15 protein-coding genes are annotated in these 14,867 nt (G+C 62.2%); 11 read left to right on the forward strand and 4 right to left on the reverse strand.

Annotation, left to right across the window (positions count from 1 at the left end):
- The first annotated feature begins 203 nt into the window (after positions 1–203).
- The 5 genes from dxs (at position 204) to AB8B20_RS14575 (ending at position 6,017) form a co-directional block, all read left to right on the forward strand.
- Positions 204–2,129, forward strand: a complete 1,926-nt coding sequence (gene dxs, locus AB8B20_RS14555) for a 1-deoxy-D-xylulose-5-phosphate synthase (protein ID WP_089265987.1) — start codon at positions 204–206, stop codon at positions 2,127–2,129.
- 134 nt (positions 2,130–2,263) lie between these two features.
- Positions 2,264–2,806 (forward strand): nucleoside 2-deoxyribosyltransferase, encoded by a 543-nt coding sequence (locus AB8B20_RS14560; RefSeq protein ID WP_120287045.1) that lies wholly within the window; start codon positions 2,264–2,266, stop codon positions 2,804–2,806.
- 2 nt (positions 2,807–2,808) lie between these two features.
- Positions 2,809–3,564 carry a TlyA family RNA methyltransferase gene (locus tag AB8B20_RS14565; RefSeq protein ID WP_439074863.1) on the forward strand — a complete coding sequence of 252 codons (756 nt, stop codon included), beginning with the start codon at positions 2,809–2,811 and terminating at the stop codon, positions 3,562–3,564.
- Positions 3,557–4,795, forward strand: a complete 1,239-nt coding sequence (locus AB8B20_RS14570; RefSeq protein WP_439074862.1) for a class I SAM-dependent RNA methyltransferase — start codon at positions 3,557–3,559, stop codon at positions 4,793–4,795. The genes AB8B20_RS14565 and AB8B20_RS14570 overlap by 8 nt, the downstream gene beginning before the upstream one ends.
- A 76-nt stretch (positions 4,796–4,871) precedes the next feature.
- Positions 4,872–6,017, forward strand: a complete 1,146-nt coding sequence (locus tag AB8B20_RS14575) for an alpha/beta fold hydrolase (protein WP_439075063.1) — start codon at positions 4,872–4,874, stop codon at positions 6,015–6,017.
- Positions 6,018–6,031: 14 nt separating this feature from the next.
- Here AB8B20_RS14575 and AB8B20_RS14580 read toward each other — a convergent pair whose 3' ends face one another.
- Positions 6,032–7,789: an acyl-CoA dehydrogenase family protein gene (locus tag AB8B20_RS14580; protein ID WP_439074861.1), complete on the reverse strand. Its 1,758-nt coding sequence runs from the start codon at positions 7,787–7,789 to the stop codon at positions 6,032–6,034.
- Between the two features lie 91 nt (positions 7,790–7,880).
- Here AB8B20_RS14580 and AB8B20_RS14585 point away from each other — a divergent pair, with 91 nt between their 5' ends.
- Positions 7,881–8,582 (forward strand): SDR family NAD(P)-dependent oxidoreductase, encoded by a 702-nt coding sequence (locus tag AB8B20_RS14585; RefSeq protein WP_068734530.1) that lies wholly within the window; start codon positions 7,881–7,883, stop codon positions 8,580–8,582.
- Positions 8,583–8,604: 22 nt separating this feature from the next.
- Positions 8,605–9,438 (forward strand): enoyl-CoA hydratase, encoded by an 834-nt coding sequence (locus AB8B20_RS14590; protein WP_439074859.1) that lies wholly within the window; start codon positions 8,605–8,607, stop codon positions 9,436–9,438.
- Positions 9,439–9,445: 7 nt separating this feature from the next.
- On the opposite strand, the gene AB8B20_RS14595 is transcribed toward AB8B20_RS14590, so the two are convergent.
- A complete protein-coding gene (locus AB8B20_RS14595) occupies positions 9,446–10,354 on the reverse strand; it encodes a LysR family transcriptional regulator (RefSeq protein WP_439074857.1) in 909 nt (302 codons plus the stop codon).
- Between the two features lie 120 nt (positions 10,355–10,474).
- Between AB8B20_RS14595 and AB8B20_RS14600 the strand changes: the two genes are divergently transcribed.
- Positions 10,475–11,314: an oxidoreductase gene (locus AB8B20_RS14600; RefSeq protein WP_439074856.1), complete on the forward strand. Its 840-nt coding sequence runs from the start codon at positions 10,475–10,477 to the stop codon at positions 11,312–11,314.
- Positions 11,315–11,420: 106 nt separating this feature from the next.
- On the opposite strand, the gene AB8B20_RS14605 is transcribed toward AB8B20_RS14600, so the two are convergent.
- Positions 11,421–12,032 (reverse strand): GNAT family N-acetyltransferase, encoded by a 612-nt coding sequence (locus AB8B20_RS14605; RefSeq protein ID WP_439074855.1) that lies wholly within the window; start codon positions 12,030–12,032, stop codon positions 11,421–11,423.
- Between the two features lie 30 nt (positions 12,033–12,062).
- On the reverse strand, positions 12,063–12,266 hold the full coding sequence (locus AB8B20_RS14610) for a DUF1127 domain-containing protein (RefSeq protein WP_439074854.1): 204 nt from the start codon (positions 12,264–12,266) through the stop codon (positions 12,063–12,065).
- Between the two features lie 136 nt (positions 12,267–12,402).
- Between AB8B20_RS14610 and AB8B20_RS14615 the strand changes: the two genes are divergently transcribed.
- The 3 genes from AB8B20_RS14615 (at position 12,403) to AB8B20_RS14625 (ending at position 14,860) form a co-directional block, all read left to right on the forward strand.
- Positions 12,403–13,317, forward strand: coding sequence for a transcriptional regulator GcvA (locus AB8B20_RS14615; RefSeq protein WP_439074853.1), 915 nt, complete (start codon positions 12,403–12,405; stop codon positions 13,315–13,317).
- A gap of 86 nt (positions 13,318–13,403) precedes the next feature.
- A complete protein-coding gene (locus tag AB8B20_RS14620) occupies positions 13,404–14,375 on the forward strand; it encodes an MBL fold metallo-hydrolase (protein WP_439074852.1) in 972 nt (323 codons plus the stop codon).
- Positions 14,372–14,860 carry a CinA family protein gene (locus AB8B20_RS14625; RefSeq protein ID WP_115030619.1) on the forward strand — a complete coding sequence of 163 codons (489 nt, stop codon included), beginning with the start codon at positions 14,372–14,374 and terminating at the stop codon, positions 14,858–14,860. Before AB8B20_RS14620 ends, AB8B20_RS14625 begins: the two co-directional genes overlap by 4 nt.
- Positions 14,861–14,867: the final 7 nt, after the last annotated feature.

Raw genomic sequence — 14,867 nt, forward strand, 5'->3', positions numbered from 1 at the left:
AAGCGCTTCATTCATCTGGCAAAAATGATCAGATGAAGTCGCCGCCAAGCATGTTAGATATCACACTGAAAAATCGAAGCCCATTATAAGGCCTCGAAACAGGCTTCCCGGTTCTGGAGGCTGCGGTTGTCCGGTGGGCGCGCGGAAACGCGACGGCCCCGAAGCCAGACGCAGTCCCGGACATGTAAAATTGGAATAGTGCCGTGACCGATTTTAGTAAGACACCGTTGCTCGATACCATCAAGACTCCGGAAGATCTCCGGAAGCTGAAGATCGAGCGGGTTCGTCAGGTTGCCGACGAGCTTCGTCAGGAAACCATCGATGCGGTGTCCGTCACCGGCGGCCACTTCGGCGCCGGCCTCGGCGTTGTCGAACTGACCACCGCCCTCCACTACGTCTTCGATACGCCGCGCGACCGCATCATCTGGGATGTCGGCCATCAGGCCTATCCGCACAAGATCCTCACCGGTCGCCGCGACCGTATCCGTACGCTCCGCACCGCCGGTGGTCTGTCCGGCTTCACCAAGCGCAGCGAGAGCGAATACGATCCGTTCGGCGCCGCGCATTCCTCGACCTCGATCTCCGCCGGCCTCGGCATGGCGGTCGCCCGCGACCTCTCCGGCGGCAAGAACAACGTTATCGCCGTGATCGGTGACGGTTCGATGTCGGCCGGCATGGCTTATGAGGCCATGAACAACGCAGGCGCGATGAATTCCCGCCTCATCGTCATCCTCAACGACAACGACATGTCGATCGCGCCGCCGGTCGGCGCCATGTCGGCCTATCTGTCGCGCATGTATTCGGGCAAGACCTATCGCTCGCTGCGCGATGCTGCCAAGCAGCTCGGCAAACATCTGCCGAAACTGATCGCTGACCGTGCCGAGCGCGTCGAAGAATATTCGCGCGGCTTCATGGTCAACGGCGGCACGCTGTTTGAAGAGCTCGGCTTTTACTATGTCGGCCCGATCGACGGCCACAACCTCGATCACCTGCTGCCCGTGCTGCAGAATGTCCGCGACATGGAGACCGGCCCGATCCTTCTTCACGTCGTGACCCAGAAGGGCAAGGGCTACGGTCCGGCCGAAGCCGCCGCTGACAAATATCATGCGGTCGTCAAATTCGACGTCGCCACCGGCACCCAGTCGAAGTCCAAGCCCAACGCCCCGGCCTATCAGAACGTGTTCGGCCAGAGCCTCGTCAAGGAAGCCGAGAAGGACGACAAGATCGTCGCCATCACCGCGGCCATGCCGTCGGGTACAGGCGTCGACATCTTCAACAAGGCGTTCCCGAACCGCACCTTCGACGTCGGCATCGCCGAGCAGCATGCGGTGACCTTTGCGGCTGGCCTCGCCACCGAAGGCTACAAGCCGTTCTGCGCGATCTACTCGACCTTCCTGCAGCGCGGCTACGACCAGATTGTCCACGACGTGGCGATCCAGAACCTGCCCGTGCGCTTCGCCATCGACCGCGCCGGACTGGTCGGTGCGGATGGTGCGACCCATGCGGGCTCATTCGACAATGCCTATCTCGGCTGCCTGCCGAACATGGTCATCATGGCCGCCTCCGACGAAGCCGAACTGGTGCACATGGTCGCGACCCAGGTCGCCATCAACGATTCACCGAGCGCCCTGCGCTACCCCCGCGGCGAAGGCCGCGGCGTCGAGATGCCTGAAGTCGGCATCCCCCTGGAAATCGGCAAGGGCCGCATCGTCCGCGAAGGCAGCAAGGTTGCTCTTCTGTCGTTCGGCACGCGCCTTGCCGAATGTGAGAAGGCCGCCGACGAACTCGCCGCCCACGGCCTGTCGACCACGATTGCCGACGCGCGCTTCATGAAGCCGCTCGACACTGACATGATCCTCAAGCTCGCCCGCGATCATGAGATCCTTCTGACCGTCGAAGAAGGTTCGATTGGTGGATTCGGCTCGCATGTGATGCAGCTGCTCGCCGACAACGGCATGCTCGACGGCGGTCTGCGCATGCGTTCGCTGGTGCTGCCCGACATGTTCCAGGATCACGACACGCCGGCAGCGATGTATGCCCAAGCGGGTCTGGACTCCAAGGGGATCGTCAAGAAGGTGTTCGAGACCCTCGGCAAGGATTTCAAGGCCGAGACCGTCAAGCTCGCTTGATCTGAACGCGACATCGCGTTTGCAATTGCGAAGAGAATACAACGAGGCAATTCGGCAGGAACCGCCGGATTGCCTCGTTCTCGTCTGAATTGGCTCGTCAATGTCGGCGCGGCTCACCATGAGACGGGGACCATATGAATATCTATCTCGCAGGCCCCGACGTGTTCCTGCCCAATGCCGCCGAGATCGGCCGGCAGAAGGTTGCGCTCTGCAAGCGCTACGGCGCACACGGGTTCTTCCCGCTCGATAACGCCATCGACATCAATGCCGGCGACGCCTCACGCCAGATATTTCATGGCAACGAAGCGATGATGAACCACTGCGACATTATCATCGCCAATCTCACGCCGTTTCGCGGCCCCAGCGCCGATGCCGGCACCGTGTTCGAGCTTGGCTATATGGCCGGGCACGGCAAGCTCTGCTTCGGCTATTGCAACGACCCTGCGCTCTATCTCGACCGCGTCCGCCGTATGACGGAGATCACCGAGCAGGATGGCCATCTGGTCGATGCGAACGGGCTCACCGTCGAAAATTTCGGCCTCGCCGACAATCTGATGATGATCCACGCGCTCGATCTCTATGGCGCGTCCATGATCGTCCCCCGTGAAGCACCCGATGATCTCTGGCAGGATCTGACGAGCTTCGAAGCCTGTTTGAAACTTGCTGCATCGTACTGACCATGACGAAATCTCAGAACACTGCTGCCGCGCCGCGCAAACGCGCCGATACTCTTCTCGTCGACCGCGGAATTTTCGAAAGCCGCGCGCGTGCGCAAGCCGCCATCGAAGCGGGGCTTGTGAAGGCCAACGGCAAAGCAGTCGCTAAAGCGTCAGAACCGCTGCTGCTCGACGCCGCGATCGAGGCTGAACCGGCGCATCCCTGGGTCTCGCGCGGCGGCGTCAAGCTGGCCGGCGCGCTCGAGCTATATCCGATCGAGATCGAGGACCACGTCTGCCTCGACGTCGGCGCCTCCACCGGCGGTTTTACAGAAGTGCTGCTGGCCAACGGCGCCAGCATGGTGTTCTCCGTCGATGTCGGGCACAGTCAGCTTCATCCATCGCTGCACGGCCATCCGAAAATCATCTCGATGGAAGAAACGGATATCCGCAGCTATGAGAACAAGCGCCTGCCGGCCCGCCCGGATGTGGTCGTGATCGATGTCAGCTTCATTTCGTTGAAGGCGGTACTGCCCGTCGCGCTGTCGCTCGCCGCGGCGCCGATGAGCCTGCTCGCGCTGATCAAGCCGCAATTCGAGGCCGATCGAAAGCAATCCAAGCGCGGCATCATCAAGAACGCCGCCGTGCATCAGGCCATCTGCGACGACATCACGGATTTTGCCAGGACACTCGGCTGCACCGATATCGAGGTCTTCCCGTCGTCGATCACCGGCGGTGACGGCAATATCGAGTTCTTCATGGGTGCCCGGCGTGGTTGAACGCCTGACCATCGATCATGTCGGCCAGCGCGGCGACGGCGTCAGCTTTGCAGACGGCGCGTCGCTGTTCGTGCCCTACACGCTGGCGCATGAGATCGTCGAGACGGAACGCGACGACGAACATCCGGAACGTCGACGATTGCTGCAGATCGACACCGCCAGCCCGGAACGAATTGATCCGTTCTGCACCTACTTCACGCGCTGCGGCGGCTGCGCCATCCAGCATTGGCAACCCGATCCCTATCAGGCCTGGAAGCGCCAGATCGTGATCGACACGCTGGCGCAGGCGAAGATCACTTGCCCGGTCGATCCGATCGTCGATGCCCATGGCGCCGGCCGCCGCCGCGTGACGTTGCATGCCCGGCGTGGCAGCGATGGCGGACTGCGTGTCGGCTTCGCGGCATCGGCAAGCCACGCCATCATCGCCATCGACGCGTGCCCGATCCTGGATCCTGCGCTGGATGGCGCGCTCGATGCCGCGCGCGCGCTGGCCGAGGTGTTGAAGCCGGTCAGCAAGCCCTTGGACATTCAGGTGACAGCGGCCAGTAACGGACTCGATATCGACGTCCGCGGCACCGGGCCATTGCCGACCGCGATCATCACGACACTGTCGCGCATTGCCGAAGCGCACAAACTGGCGCGGCTGACACGACATGGCGAACTCGTGCTGATGCGCGTGCCGCCGGTCGTGACCATGGGCAGCGCACAGGTCACATTACCACCCGGCTCGTTCCTGCAGGCCACCGCGGCCGGTGAAGAGACACTGGCAGCACTTGTGCTCCAACTCTGCAAAGGCGCGAAGAACATCGCCGACCTGTTCTGCGGCATCGGTCCCTTCGCGCTGCGGTTGGCCACCAAGTCGAAGATTACAGCTTTCGACAGCGATGGTGGCGCGATCACATCGCTGCAACAGGCCATCAAGGACACCAAGGGCCTGAAGCCCATCAAGGCAGAGATGCGCGACCTGTTTCGCCGTCCGCTGGTGCCGCAGGAATTGCGCGACTTCGACGCTGTCGTGTTCGATCCGCCGCGTCAGGGCGCGCAGGCACAGGTCGAACGGCTCGCCGCAAGCAAGATCCCCGTCGTCGTCGCCGTGTCGTGCAACGTCCAGACCTTCGCACGCGATGCAAAGATCCTGATCGATGGCGGCTACAAACTTGAGGGCGTCACACCCGTGGACCAGTTCCGGCATACACCCCATATCGAATTGGTGGCCCGCTTCAAACGCTAGTTGTCTTTTCACGGTGCTTGCGCTGGAGTGCATTCACGCTGCCGCACAAGTGCAGCATGGAGGCGACGTGACACCCATCGATCCCAACATTCTGCCGGCTGGAATTCGCTCGCGCTTTGTCGAGGACATCAACGGTTTGCGCGTGCATGTGCTGGAGGCCGGCTTCGAAACCAAGGGCCGGCCCCGCATCCTGCTGGTGCACGGCTTTCCCGAACTGGCCTTCAGCTGGCGCAAGGTCATGCCGCAGCTCGCCGCGGCCGGCTATCACGTGATTGCGCCGGACCAACGCGGCTATGGTCGTACCACCGGCTGGAGCGCAGACTATGATGGCGATCTGCGTCCCTTCAATCTGCTCAACCTCGTGCGCGATGCGGTCGGCCTCGTCGCCGCCTTCGGCTATCGCCATGTCGATGCGGTGGTCGGACACGACTACGGCAGCTCGGTTGCAGCCTGGTGCGCGCTGGTGCGACCGGATGTCTTCAGATCCGTTGTGCTGATGAGCGCGCCCTTCGCCGGGCCTCCGCCGCTGCCATTCGGCACCGCCGATCAGCCGGCACTGCCAAAGACCAATGATCCCGTGCATCGCGACCTCGTCGCACTGCCGCGGCCGCGCGTCCACTATCAGTGGTACTACGCCACACGCGATGCCAACACCCACATGCAACATGCACCGCAAGGCGTGCATGATTTCCTGCGCGCCTATTATCATCACAAGAGCGCGGACTGGCCGGGCAATACGCCCACTCCATTGCAGGGCTGGACGGCGAATGAACTTGCGAAACTGCCGACCTATTATGTGATGGACCGCGACCAGACAATGGCCGAGACCGTCGCTGCAGAGATGCCAACGCCTGAAGAGATCGCATCATGCAAATGGTTGCCGGACAATGAACTGGCCTTCTATGCCGGTGAGTATGCCCGCACCGGCTTCCAGGGCGGATTGCAGTGGTATCGCTGCAATACGACCGGCGCGTTCAATGCCGACTACGAGACGTTTGCCGGTCGCACTATCGACGTCCCTTCAGCTTTCATCTCCGGCAAGCAGGATTGGGGCATCTATCAGCGTCCCGGCGCCATCGAGACGATGCAAAACAGCGCCTGCACGAATATGCGCGCGGTGCACTTGATCGACGGCGCAGGCCATTGGGTGCAGCAGGAACAACCACAAGAGGTCAGCCGCTTGCTGCTCGGGTTCCTGAAAGATAACGGTCCACGCTCATAGTCCCTGCGATCAGGTCAGGCCAGCATCAGCCGACTGGCCTCCTCCATGCTGACATCGCGCTCACCGAGCAGATGCGCGACGATCTGTTTCTGCGTTTCGCTTTCGATCACAGCAAACGGATCGGGCGTCATCAGGCGATGATCGATCACGAGGCGCGACAGCAGCAGGCGCCGCGCATCGCCACGTCGTTCGTGGATGCGGTGCGCTTCCCATGTCATCGCGATGGCGCTGACCACATGATATAGTGAACTCGTTGCGCGGCGGGCATCACCCTCATTGTCCGACCGTGCGGCAACTTCACGCGCGAAGCCGATGGCACGGTTGGCGAGACCGCGCAGCCGATCGCGCCATGCCTGCGGTACGCTCGGAGAATCGTCCAGCCGCGCATGCAAGTCGGCAGCAAGCGCAGCCTCGGCACCGTGCCGGCCCACCGCACGTGTCAGCGCATCGAGCGCGACGATATTGCCGGTGCCCTCCCAGATCGAGCCGAGATGCGCATCGCGCAGCAGGCGCGCGGTAGCGAATTCCTCGATATAACCGACGCCGCCCCGCATCTCCATCGCGTCGCCGCAGACCTTGCGCGCGTCACGCGTCGCACGGAATTTCAGCGTCGGCGTCAGGATCCGCAGCAGCGCTGCAGCATCCTGACTGCCGGCTTCGGCACGGTCCAGCGCATCCGCGGTGAGAAAGCTCATCGACAACGCCTGCTCGGTCGCCACCATGATCTTCATCAACTGCCGCCGCGCCAGCGGCATGTCGATGATGCGCTGGCCGAACACGACACGGCCGCGCGCGACTGCCATCGCATCGTGCCAGGCGCGGCGCATCAGCGAGGTCGACTTCACGCCATTCGATAGGCGCGACGAATTCACCATCTCGGCCATCTGCACGAAGCCGCGATCGAGCTTGCCGACGGCATAAGCGATAGCGCCCTCAAGCTTGATCTCACCTGATGCCATCGACCGCGTGCCGAGCTTGTCCTTCAGGCGCACGATCCGGTAGTGATTGGGCGTGCCGTCATCGAGCGTCCGCGGCATCAGGAACAGGCCGACACCCTTGGTGCCGCCGACCGCGCCTTCCGGCCGCGCCAGCAGCATCACGACTTTCGCATCGGCATTGGAGCAGAACCACTTCTCGCCATACAGCCGCCAGTGATCGCCCTCCTGCACGGCAGATGTCGTCAGTTTGCCGACGTCGGAGCCGCCTTCCTTCTCGGTCATGAACTGACCACCCTGGGTCAGCTTGCTCATGTCGGTCTGCGTCAGCCCGTCGAGATATTTTACCTTGAGCGCGTCGTCGCCGTAATTCGACAGCAGTTTCGCAGCGCCATCGGTGACATTGATTGGACACCCCATGCCGAACTCGGCCTGATTGAACAGGAACGTAAAGGCGTGCTTGGCTGTCACCGGATAGGTCGAGGGCCAGCCCATGATGCCCTTGCGGTGCGACAGCGCATGGATCCCGAACTCGCCGAAGGCTGCGTTCTCAAGTTCGCGATAGGCCGGGTGATATTCTACCCACTGGACGTCCTGGCCGAACTTGTCGCGCTGATGCAGCACTGGTCCATGCTTGTCGGCCATCCGCCCGGCTTCATCGAGCCGCCCACCGACAAGACCGCCCAGCCGATCGAGATGCGGCTCGATATGGTTGAACAGATCCTCCGGCAGATGAATACGCAGCAGATCGGTCAGTGCCGGATCGGCCCGGTAGAAATTCATGCCGGACGTGTCGGGTGCGATCAGATTGGCGGCAATCTGGGCATGGGCGTTCATGACGGCCTCTTGTGTTTGGCAGTTGCGTTTCCATCTTCATCATGCGCCTGCCGCGCCAGCGAATAAAGTGCCCCAGCCGGAGATTTGATCCATGGAAATTCCGCATTACGAAACCGCTTTGATCGTCGGCGTCGGTGAGGGCATCAGCGCATCGCTGGCGAGGCTGCTGTCCAAACAGGGCATCCGCGTCGCACTCGCCGCCCGCAATCCCGGCAAGCTGGATGCGCTGTGCCAGGAGACCGGCGCCAAGGCCTTTGCCTGCGACGCGACCCAGGCCGGAGATGTCGCCAAGCTGTTTGCAGATGTCGAACGCCAGATCGGCGCGCCCGATATCGTCGTCTACAACGCCAGCCAACGCGCCCGTGGGCCTTTCATCGAGCTCGCACCTCCCGATGTTGCACAATCCATCGCCGTTAGCGCCTTCGGCGGATTTCTGGTCGCGCAACAGGCATTGCAGCGCATGTTGCCCAACAAGCACGGCGCCATCCTGTTCACTGGTGCCTCCGCGAGTATCAAAGGCTTCGCACAATCGGCACCCTTCGCCATGGGCAAGTTCGCGTTGCGCGGAATGGCGCAGTCGTTGGCCCGCGAGTTTGCACCGCAAGGGATCCACATCGCCCACTTTGTCATCGATGGCGGCATTCGCAGTTCAGTCCGCGTTGAGCCAGCGGACAGGCCGGACTCGATGCTCGACCCCGATGCCATCGCCATGAATTACTGGAACGTGCTACAGCAGCCGCGCAGTGCCTGGAGTTCGGAGCTCGAAATCCGTCCATGGGTCGAAAAATTCTGACGCGATAGCGGGGGCGAGACACATGAGTGAAGCCGTACAGGTCATCAACACCGGCACCGGTGAGCTGCTGTGCGAGATCCGCGAGCGCGTTGCCGTCATCACCCTGAACCGACCGGAAGCGCGCAACTCGCTGTCGGATCATCTCACGCCCGCATTGCGCACAATGATCCGCACCTGCGGCGAAAATCCTGATGTCGGTGCGCTCCTGATTACCGGCGCCGGCACGGCCTTCTGCTCCGGCGGTGACGTGAAGGGCATGGGCGCCCATCGCAAGCAGGCCGTGCTGGAGATGTCGTTCGACGAGCGTGTCGTCGATCTGCAGGAGCGTCAGCGTCTGCTGACCGGCGCCCTCGTTGCCGTACGCAAGCCAACCATTGCCGCCCTGCCCGGCCCCGCGGCCGGCGCCGGTCTTGCCATCGCCATGGCCTGCGATATCCGCATCGCCGCGCAATCGGCTTTCGTCTCGACAGGCTATCTGCGCGTTGGTCTCAGCGGCGATTACGGCATCGCCTGGCTGTTGACGCGTCTTGTCGGCACGGCCCGCGCGCGCGAGCTGATGTTCACCGCCGAAAAAGTCGATGCAAGCCGCGCCGAAGCCATCGGGTTGTTCAACCGCGTGGTGCCAGACGACAGGCTGCAGGACGAGGCTTTCACACTGGCGCGCGGCATGGCACAGGGGCCGACGCTGGCGCTGCGCTACATGAAGGACAATCTCGACGAAGCGCTCGCATTCGATTTCACGACGGCGCGGGATCATGAGGCGGAGAGGCTGATCCGCACGACCATGACGGCAGATCACCGCGAGGCGGTGCAAGCCTTCATCGAGAAGCGCAAGCCGAACTTCAAAGGCAACTGATGCGCATCTAAACCTTCGACTTCACTAAAGCCGGCGTCTTGGCAAAATCGACAAAGGCCCGCAATGCCGCCGGCAGTTGTCGGCGGCTGGGATAATACATGAAGAAGCCGGGATAGGCCGGGCACCAGTCAGCGAGGACTCGCACAAGCTTTCGCTTGGCGATCAACTCCTCGACCTGCCCTTCGAACACGTAAGCCAGTCCGGCTCCGTCCAGCGCAGCGTCCACCATCAGGTCCTGATCGTTCAAAGTGAGCGTGCCCGCGACGTCGATCTCGACCTCGATGCCGCCGCGCTCGAACTCCCAGCGATAGAGCGCGCCGCCCCAGAATCGATAGCGGATGCATGGCAGATCTTTCAGCTCGTGCGGCGTCTGCGGCGGCTTGTGTTGCTTGAAGAAGCCGGGTGACGCAACGACGGCCGATCGCTGCCGCGGGCCGATCGGCACCGCGATCATGTCCGCCGCAACAGTTTCGCCGAAGCGGATGCCCGCATCGAAACCGGCAGAGACCATGTCGACAAGCCCGTCATTCACGGCAATCTCGACATTGATCTCCGGATAGGCTTTCAGGAATCGCGTGACGATCGGCAGCAGCACGAGTTGTGCGGATTGCCGGGCAGCATTGAAGCGCAACGTCCCCGCCGGCTTGCCGCGAAAATGATTGAGATCTTCCAGCGCGTCATCGATGTCCTGAAACGCCGGACTGACCCGCACGAACAACCGCTCGCCCGCCTCCGTCAGCGCGACGCTCCGGGTGGTGCGATTGACCAGCCGGACATCAAGACGCTCCTCGATGCCGCGCAAAGCGTGGCTCAGCGCGGAGGCGGACACGCCAAGTTCAATGGCGGCATTGCGAAAGCTGCGATGGCGGGCAATCGCCAGAAAAGTGGCGAGGTCGGCCGGGCCGATCAGGCTCATTGTTGAATCCAGCTCATGAACACATGGAATAAATAGAGGATTATTTCAGTTCTGGCGAGCCGCTAGTTTCCTCCCGTCAGCCCGGCACTGACGCGGGGCCATTACGAAAGGGAGACCATCATGCGTGTCTGGTTCATCACAGGAGCATCCCGCGGTTTCGGCGCCCTCATTGCGGCGGAAGCTTTGGCTCAGGGCGATGCCGTCGTTGCAACGGCCCGCGATCCCAATGCTGTCACCGCACGTCTCGGCACCCATGAGCGCCTGCTGGCCACACGGCTCGATGTCACCAGCGAGACCGAGCCCCACGAGGCCGCAGGTCAGGCTGTGAAGAAATTCGGCCGCATCGATGTACTGGTCAACAATGCCGGTTATGGCCTGCTCGGCGCGATCGAGGAAGCCAGCGCCACGGAAGTCGAACGTCTCTATGCCACCAACGTATTCGGCCTGCTCGGCGTCACCCGCGCCGTGCTGCCACATATGCGCCGACAGGGCTCCGGTCACATCATGAACATTTCATCCGTCGGCGGATATGCAGGCTTTCCGGGCTGGGGCGTCTATGGCTCGACCAAGTTCGCGGTCGAAGGCATCAGTGAAGCACTGGCCGCCGAAGTCGCGCCGCTCGGCATCCATGTGACCGTGGTCGAGCCCGGCTTCTTCCGCACCGACTTTCTGGACGATAACTCGCTGGTGCGCACCGCACTCGAGATCAGCGACTATCACGCCACCGTCGGCAAGACTCGCGGCCATGCCGCCGACGCCAATCATGCGCAGCCCGGCGATCCCAGCAAGCTGGCAAAGGCCTTCATGCAGCTCGCGGCTGCCAAGACCCCTCCAGTCCGCTTGCCGCTCGGCAGCGACACGGTTGCGCGGATTGAGAGCAAACATGCTTTTGTCGAAAAGGAACTGGCTGCGTGGCGCGACGTGGCCACATCAACAGACTTCGCGAAAGGGACGGCATAGGCGCCGTCTTCAGGACACGCAGATGCGACGAAGCAATCCTGAGCTAGAGAGATTGAATTGCTTCGTCGCATCATACCTTGCCTGAACGTGGCGAGCGTTGCCGCGCTTAGGCAAGTATCTGCTGCAGGGATTGCGCTGCGAGGCGCCAGACCGCACATGGGTTTGCGGTTGGCGCCGCATCGATCTGCTTTACGAAGCGCACCTGCTTCCAATCGCCCGGCGTCGGCGCGAATGTGAAGCCGGCCTTGCGGGCCAGTGCGAGCATTGCCTCGTTTGAGCGCAATGTATCTCCGAAGAGCTGGTCGGCTCCGAGCGCAGCAGCACGGCATTCCAAATTGGACATGAGTGCCAGGCCGATGCCCTGCCCTTGCATGGAATCGGCTACGGACAGGCCCAGTTCGAAACGGGACGTCGCTTCATCGAACGCGTAGCGGGCCTCGCCGACAATGGTCTCCGAGCCATCGCGCGAGACCGTCGCGACGACCGAGAAACTGTCGGCCTCACCGACATGGATGAATTTGTCGAGCTGCCCCGCCGGCAATTCGCTGGCGGCGCCCATCAGGCGATTGTAACGCGACCGCACAGACAGTCCGCGGAAATAGGCCTGCAACGCGTCCGCATCGTGAAGCTCGACAAACCGAACTGTCACCGCAGCGCCGCTGCGTGACAACACCACATCGGAATACTGACCGAGGTCATCGAGGTTGAGATGTTGCATGACAGTTGCTCCCGGACGATCGGACCGTCCTTACGCGCGCCAGAACGGCTTGCTGGCCTCGGCCATCACGTCGCCCACCGAAAGGCCGGCGTCGTGGATGTCACGCTCGCTCCAATGGGCCAGTTCGCGGCGTTGATGGGCGCGCTCCCGCCAGACGTGGAACGTCTCGGCGATGACCGCCACGCTGAGCGGAGCATGATGATTTGTCATCGATTCATGGGTGCAAGTAGACATTTTGCTCTCCTGAAGCTAAATTTATTTAGGAAATATCGGCTTCATTCTCACATTGCACAAACGACATTGTGCACCGCGTCACATGAGACAAACTCATGGATAGGCCGAGGAGTGAGTGGCCAGGGAGAGAGCGTGGATGAGCACCCGGTTGCCGTCACTCAACGGACTGCGCGCCTTCGAAGCAGCCGCACGCCATCTGAGCTTCACCAATGCGGCAAGCGAGCTGAACGTCACGCAGACGGCGATCAGCCATCAGATCAAGCGGCTGGAAGAAGAGCTCGGTCTCAAACTGTTCATTCGGCAGAATCGCGCCCTCGCGCTCACCCCGCAAGGACACGACTATCTGCCGGGCGTACGCGCGGCCTTCAACGATCTGCGTCTTGCCACAGACCGGCTCAAGCGCCGCGACAATGACCACGTGCTGACGGTGAGCACGCTCGCATCGATGGCATCGAAATGGCTCCTGCCGCGCATCTCAGCGTTCCAGAAAGCCCATCCCGATATCGATGTCCGCATCACCACATCGACAAGCATGGTCGATTTCAAGAGCGGCGATGTCGATGCCGCGATCCGTTACGGCCGCGGCCAATGGCCTGGCCTCCGCGCCGACTGGCTGACGGCAGACGATCTGTTTCCAGTCTGCAGCCCGGCGCTCCTCACCGGAAAGAAGGCGCTGCTGAAGCCGCAGGATCTGGCTGGCTATACGCTGCTGCATTCGAGCGGCGGCTATGACGATGATTGGCGGCTCTGGCTCACCGCGGCCGGATTGCCGGCCGATATTTCGAAACAGCCCGGCCTGACCTTCGACATGATCTTCATGACCCTGCAGGCTGCGATCGACGGCCTCGGCGTCGCCATCGGCCGCACCACCTATGTGGAGGGCGATCTCGCCAAGGGCCGGCTGGTGGTGCCCTTCGACATGCGCATGCCCGCCGACGCCGGCTTCTATCTGGTGTCCCCCGAAGCCTCTTCCGACTCGCGGAAGCTGAAGGCCTTTCGCGACTGGCTGCTCTCGCAGGTCCCGCCGGAACGTGACCGTTCTGGCCGCTGAGCGGCATTGTCGACATCACGTGTTCGCGAGCAGATCGCCATCCGAAACATGCTAGAAGTCTGGCCTGTTTCGGAATGGAGCTTGCGATGAATCGGACGACACTGGCCGCGGTTTTCACCCTTCTGGCGCTGGCGCCTGCGCTCGCACAGCAGGCGTCCACACCGCCGGCAGCACCGCCGCCACCCGACTTCTCAAAGGTCGAGATCAAGACCACGGATCTCGGTGACGGCGTCTACATGCTCGAAGGCCAGGGCGGCAACATGACGCTGGCCACGGCCAAATCGGGCGCCATCCTCGTCGACAGCCAGTTTGCCCCGCTGCATGACAAGATCAAGGCGGCCATCGCCGCGGTGACACCGCAGCCGGTCAAGTATCTCGTCAACACGCATTTCCACGGCGACCATACCGGCGGCAACGAGGCCTTTGCCAACGAAGGCGCGACCATCGTTGCCAACGTCAAGGTCAGAACCCGCCTGAAAAAAGGCACCACGAATTTCCTGACCGGCGCACAGAATCCGCCCGCGCCGAAGGCGGCGCTGCCAACCAACACCTACACGCATCAGCTCAAGCTCAGCCTGCGCGGCCGCATCGCCGAACTGCGCCATCCCGACAACGCGCATACCGATGGCGACACCTATGTCTACTTCAAGAGCGCCAATGTCATTGCGACCGGTGATACATTCGCCAACGGCCGCTATCCCAATATCGACGTCCTCAACGGCGGCAATATCAAGGGCATGATCGCGGCGACCGACGCCTATCTGAAACTGGCGAATGACAACACCAAGATCGTTCCCGGCCACGGTCCGCTCGCGAACAAGGCTGCGCTGGTCGACTATCGCACCATGCTGGTGACGGCGCGCGATCGCATGGCCAAGCTGATCAAGGACGGCAAGACCGAGGACGAGGTTCTGGCGGCCAAGCCATTCGCCGATCTCGACGCCAAATGGGCGCCGAACGAAACCGCCAGCAAGAATTTCATTCGCGCTGTCTATGGATCACTGGCAAAGAAGCCGTGGATCAGGCCCTGGTCCAAACCTTGGGGGAAGAAGTCATGAGAGATCTCATCCCCCTCGCCGAGAAGATCGCCATTGAGCTGATCGCGCGCAAGCAGACCATCGGCATAGCTGAATCCTCGACCGGCGGTTTGATTTCCGCCGCTCTGCTCGCAGTGCCTGGCGCCTCCGCCTATTTCATCGGCGGCGGCGTGATCTATACGCGCGATGCACGACGCGTGTTGATGGATATTTCCGATGACGCGTTTCGGATACCGGGCATGCGCTCGTCTTCAGAGCCCTACGCACAACTGCTGGCGACGCAGATCCGCGAGCGGCTCGGATGCGACTGGGGCCTGTCGGAGACCGGCGCCACCGGCCCCTCCGGGAATCGTTATGGCGACGCCGCCGGCCATAGCTGCATGGCCGTCGCCGGCCCGCGAAACGAGGTCATGACGCTGGAGACCGGCAGCAACGACCGCTCCGGCAACATGCACAGTTTCGCGCAGACGGCGCTGACGTTCCTGCTGAAGAATTTGGCGGGGTAAGAAGGCG

This window comes from Tardiphaga sp. 866_E4_N1_4 (genome assembly GCF_052076075.1).
In the GTDB taxonomy this organism is placed as follows: domain Bacteria; phylum Pseudomonadota; class Alphaproteobacteria; order Rhizobiales; family Xanthobacteraceae; genus Tardiphaga; species Tardiphaga robiniae.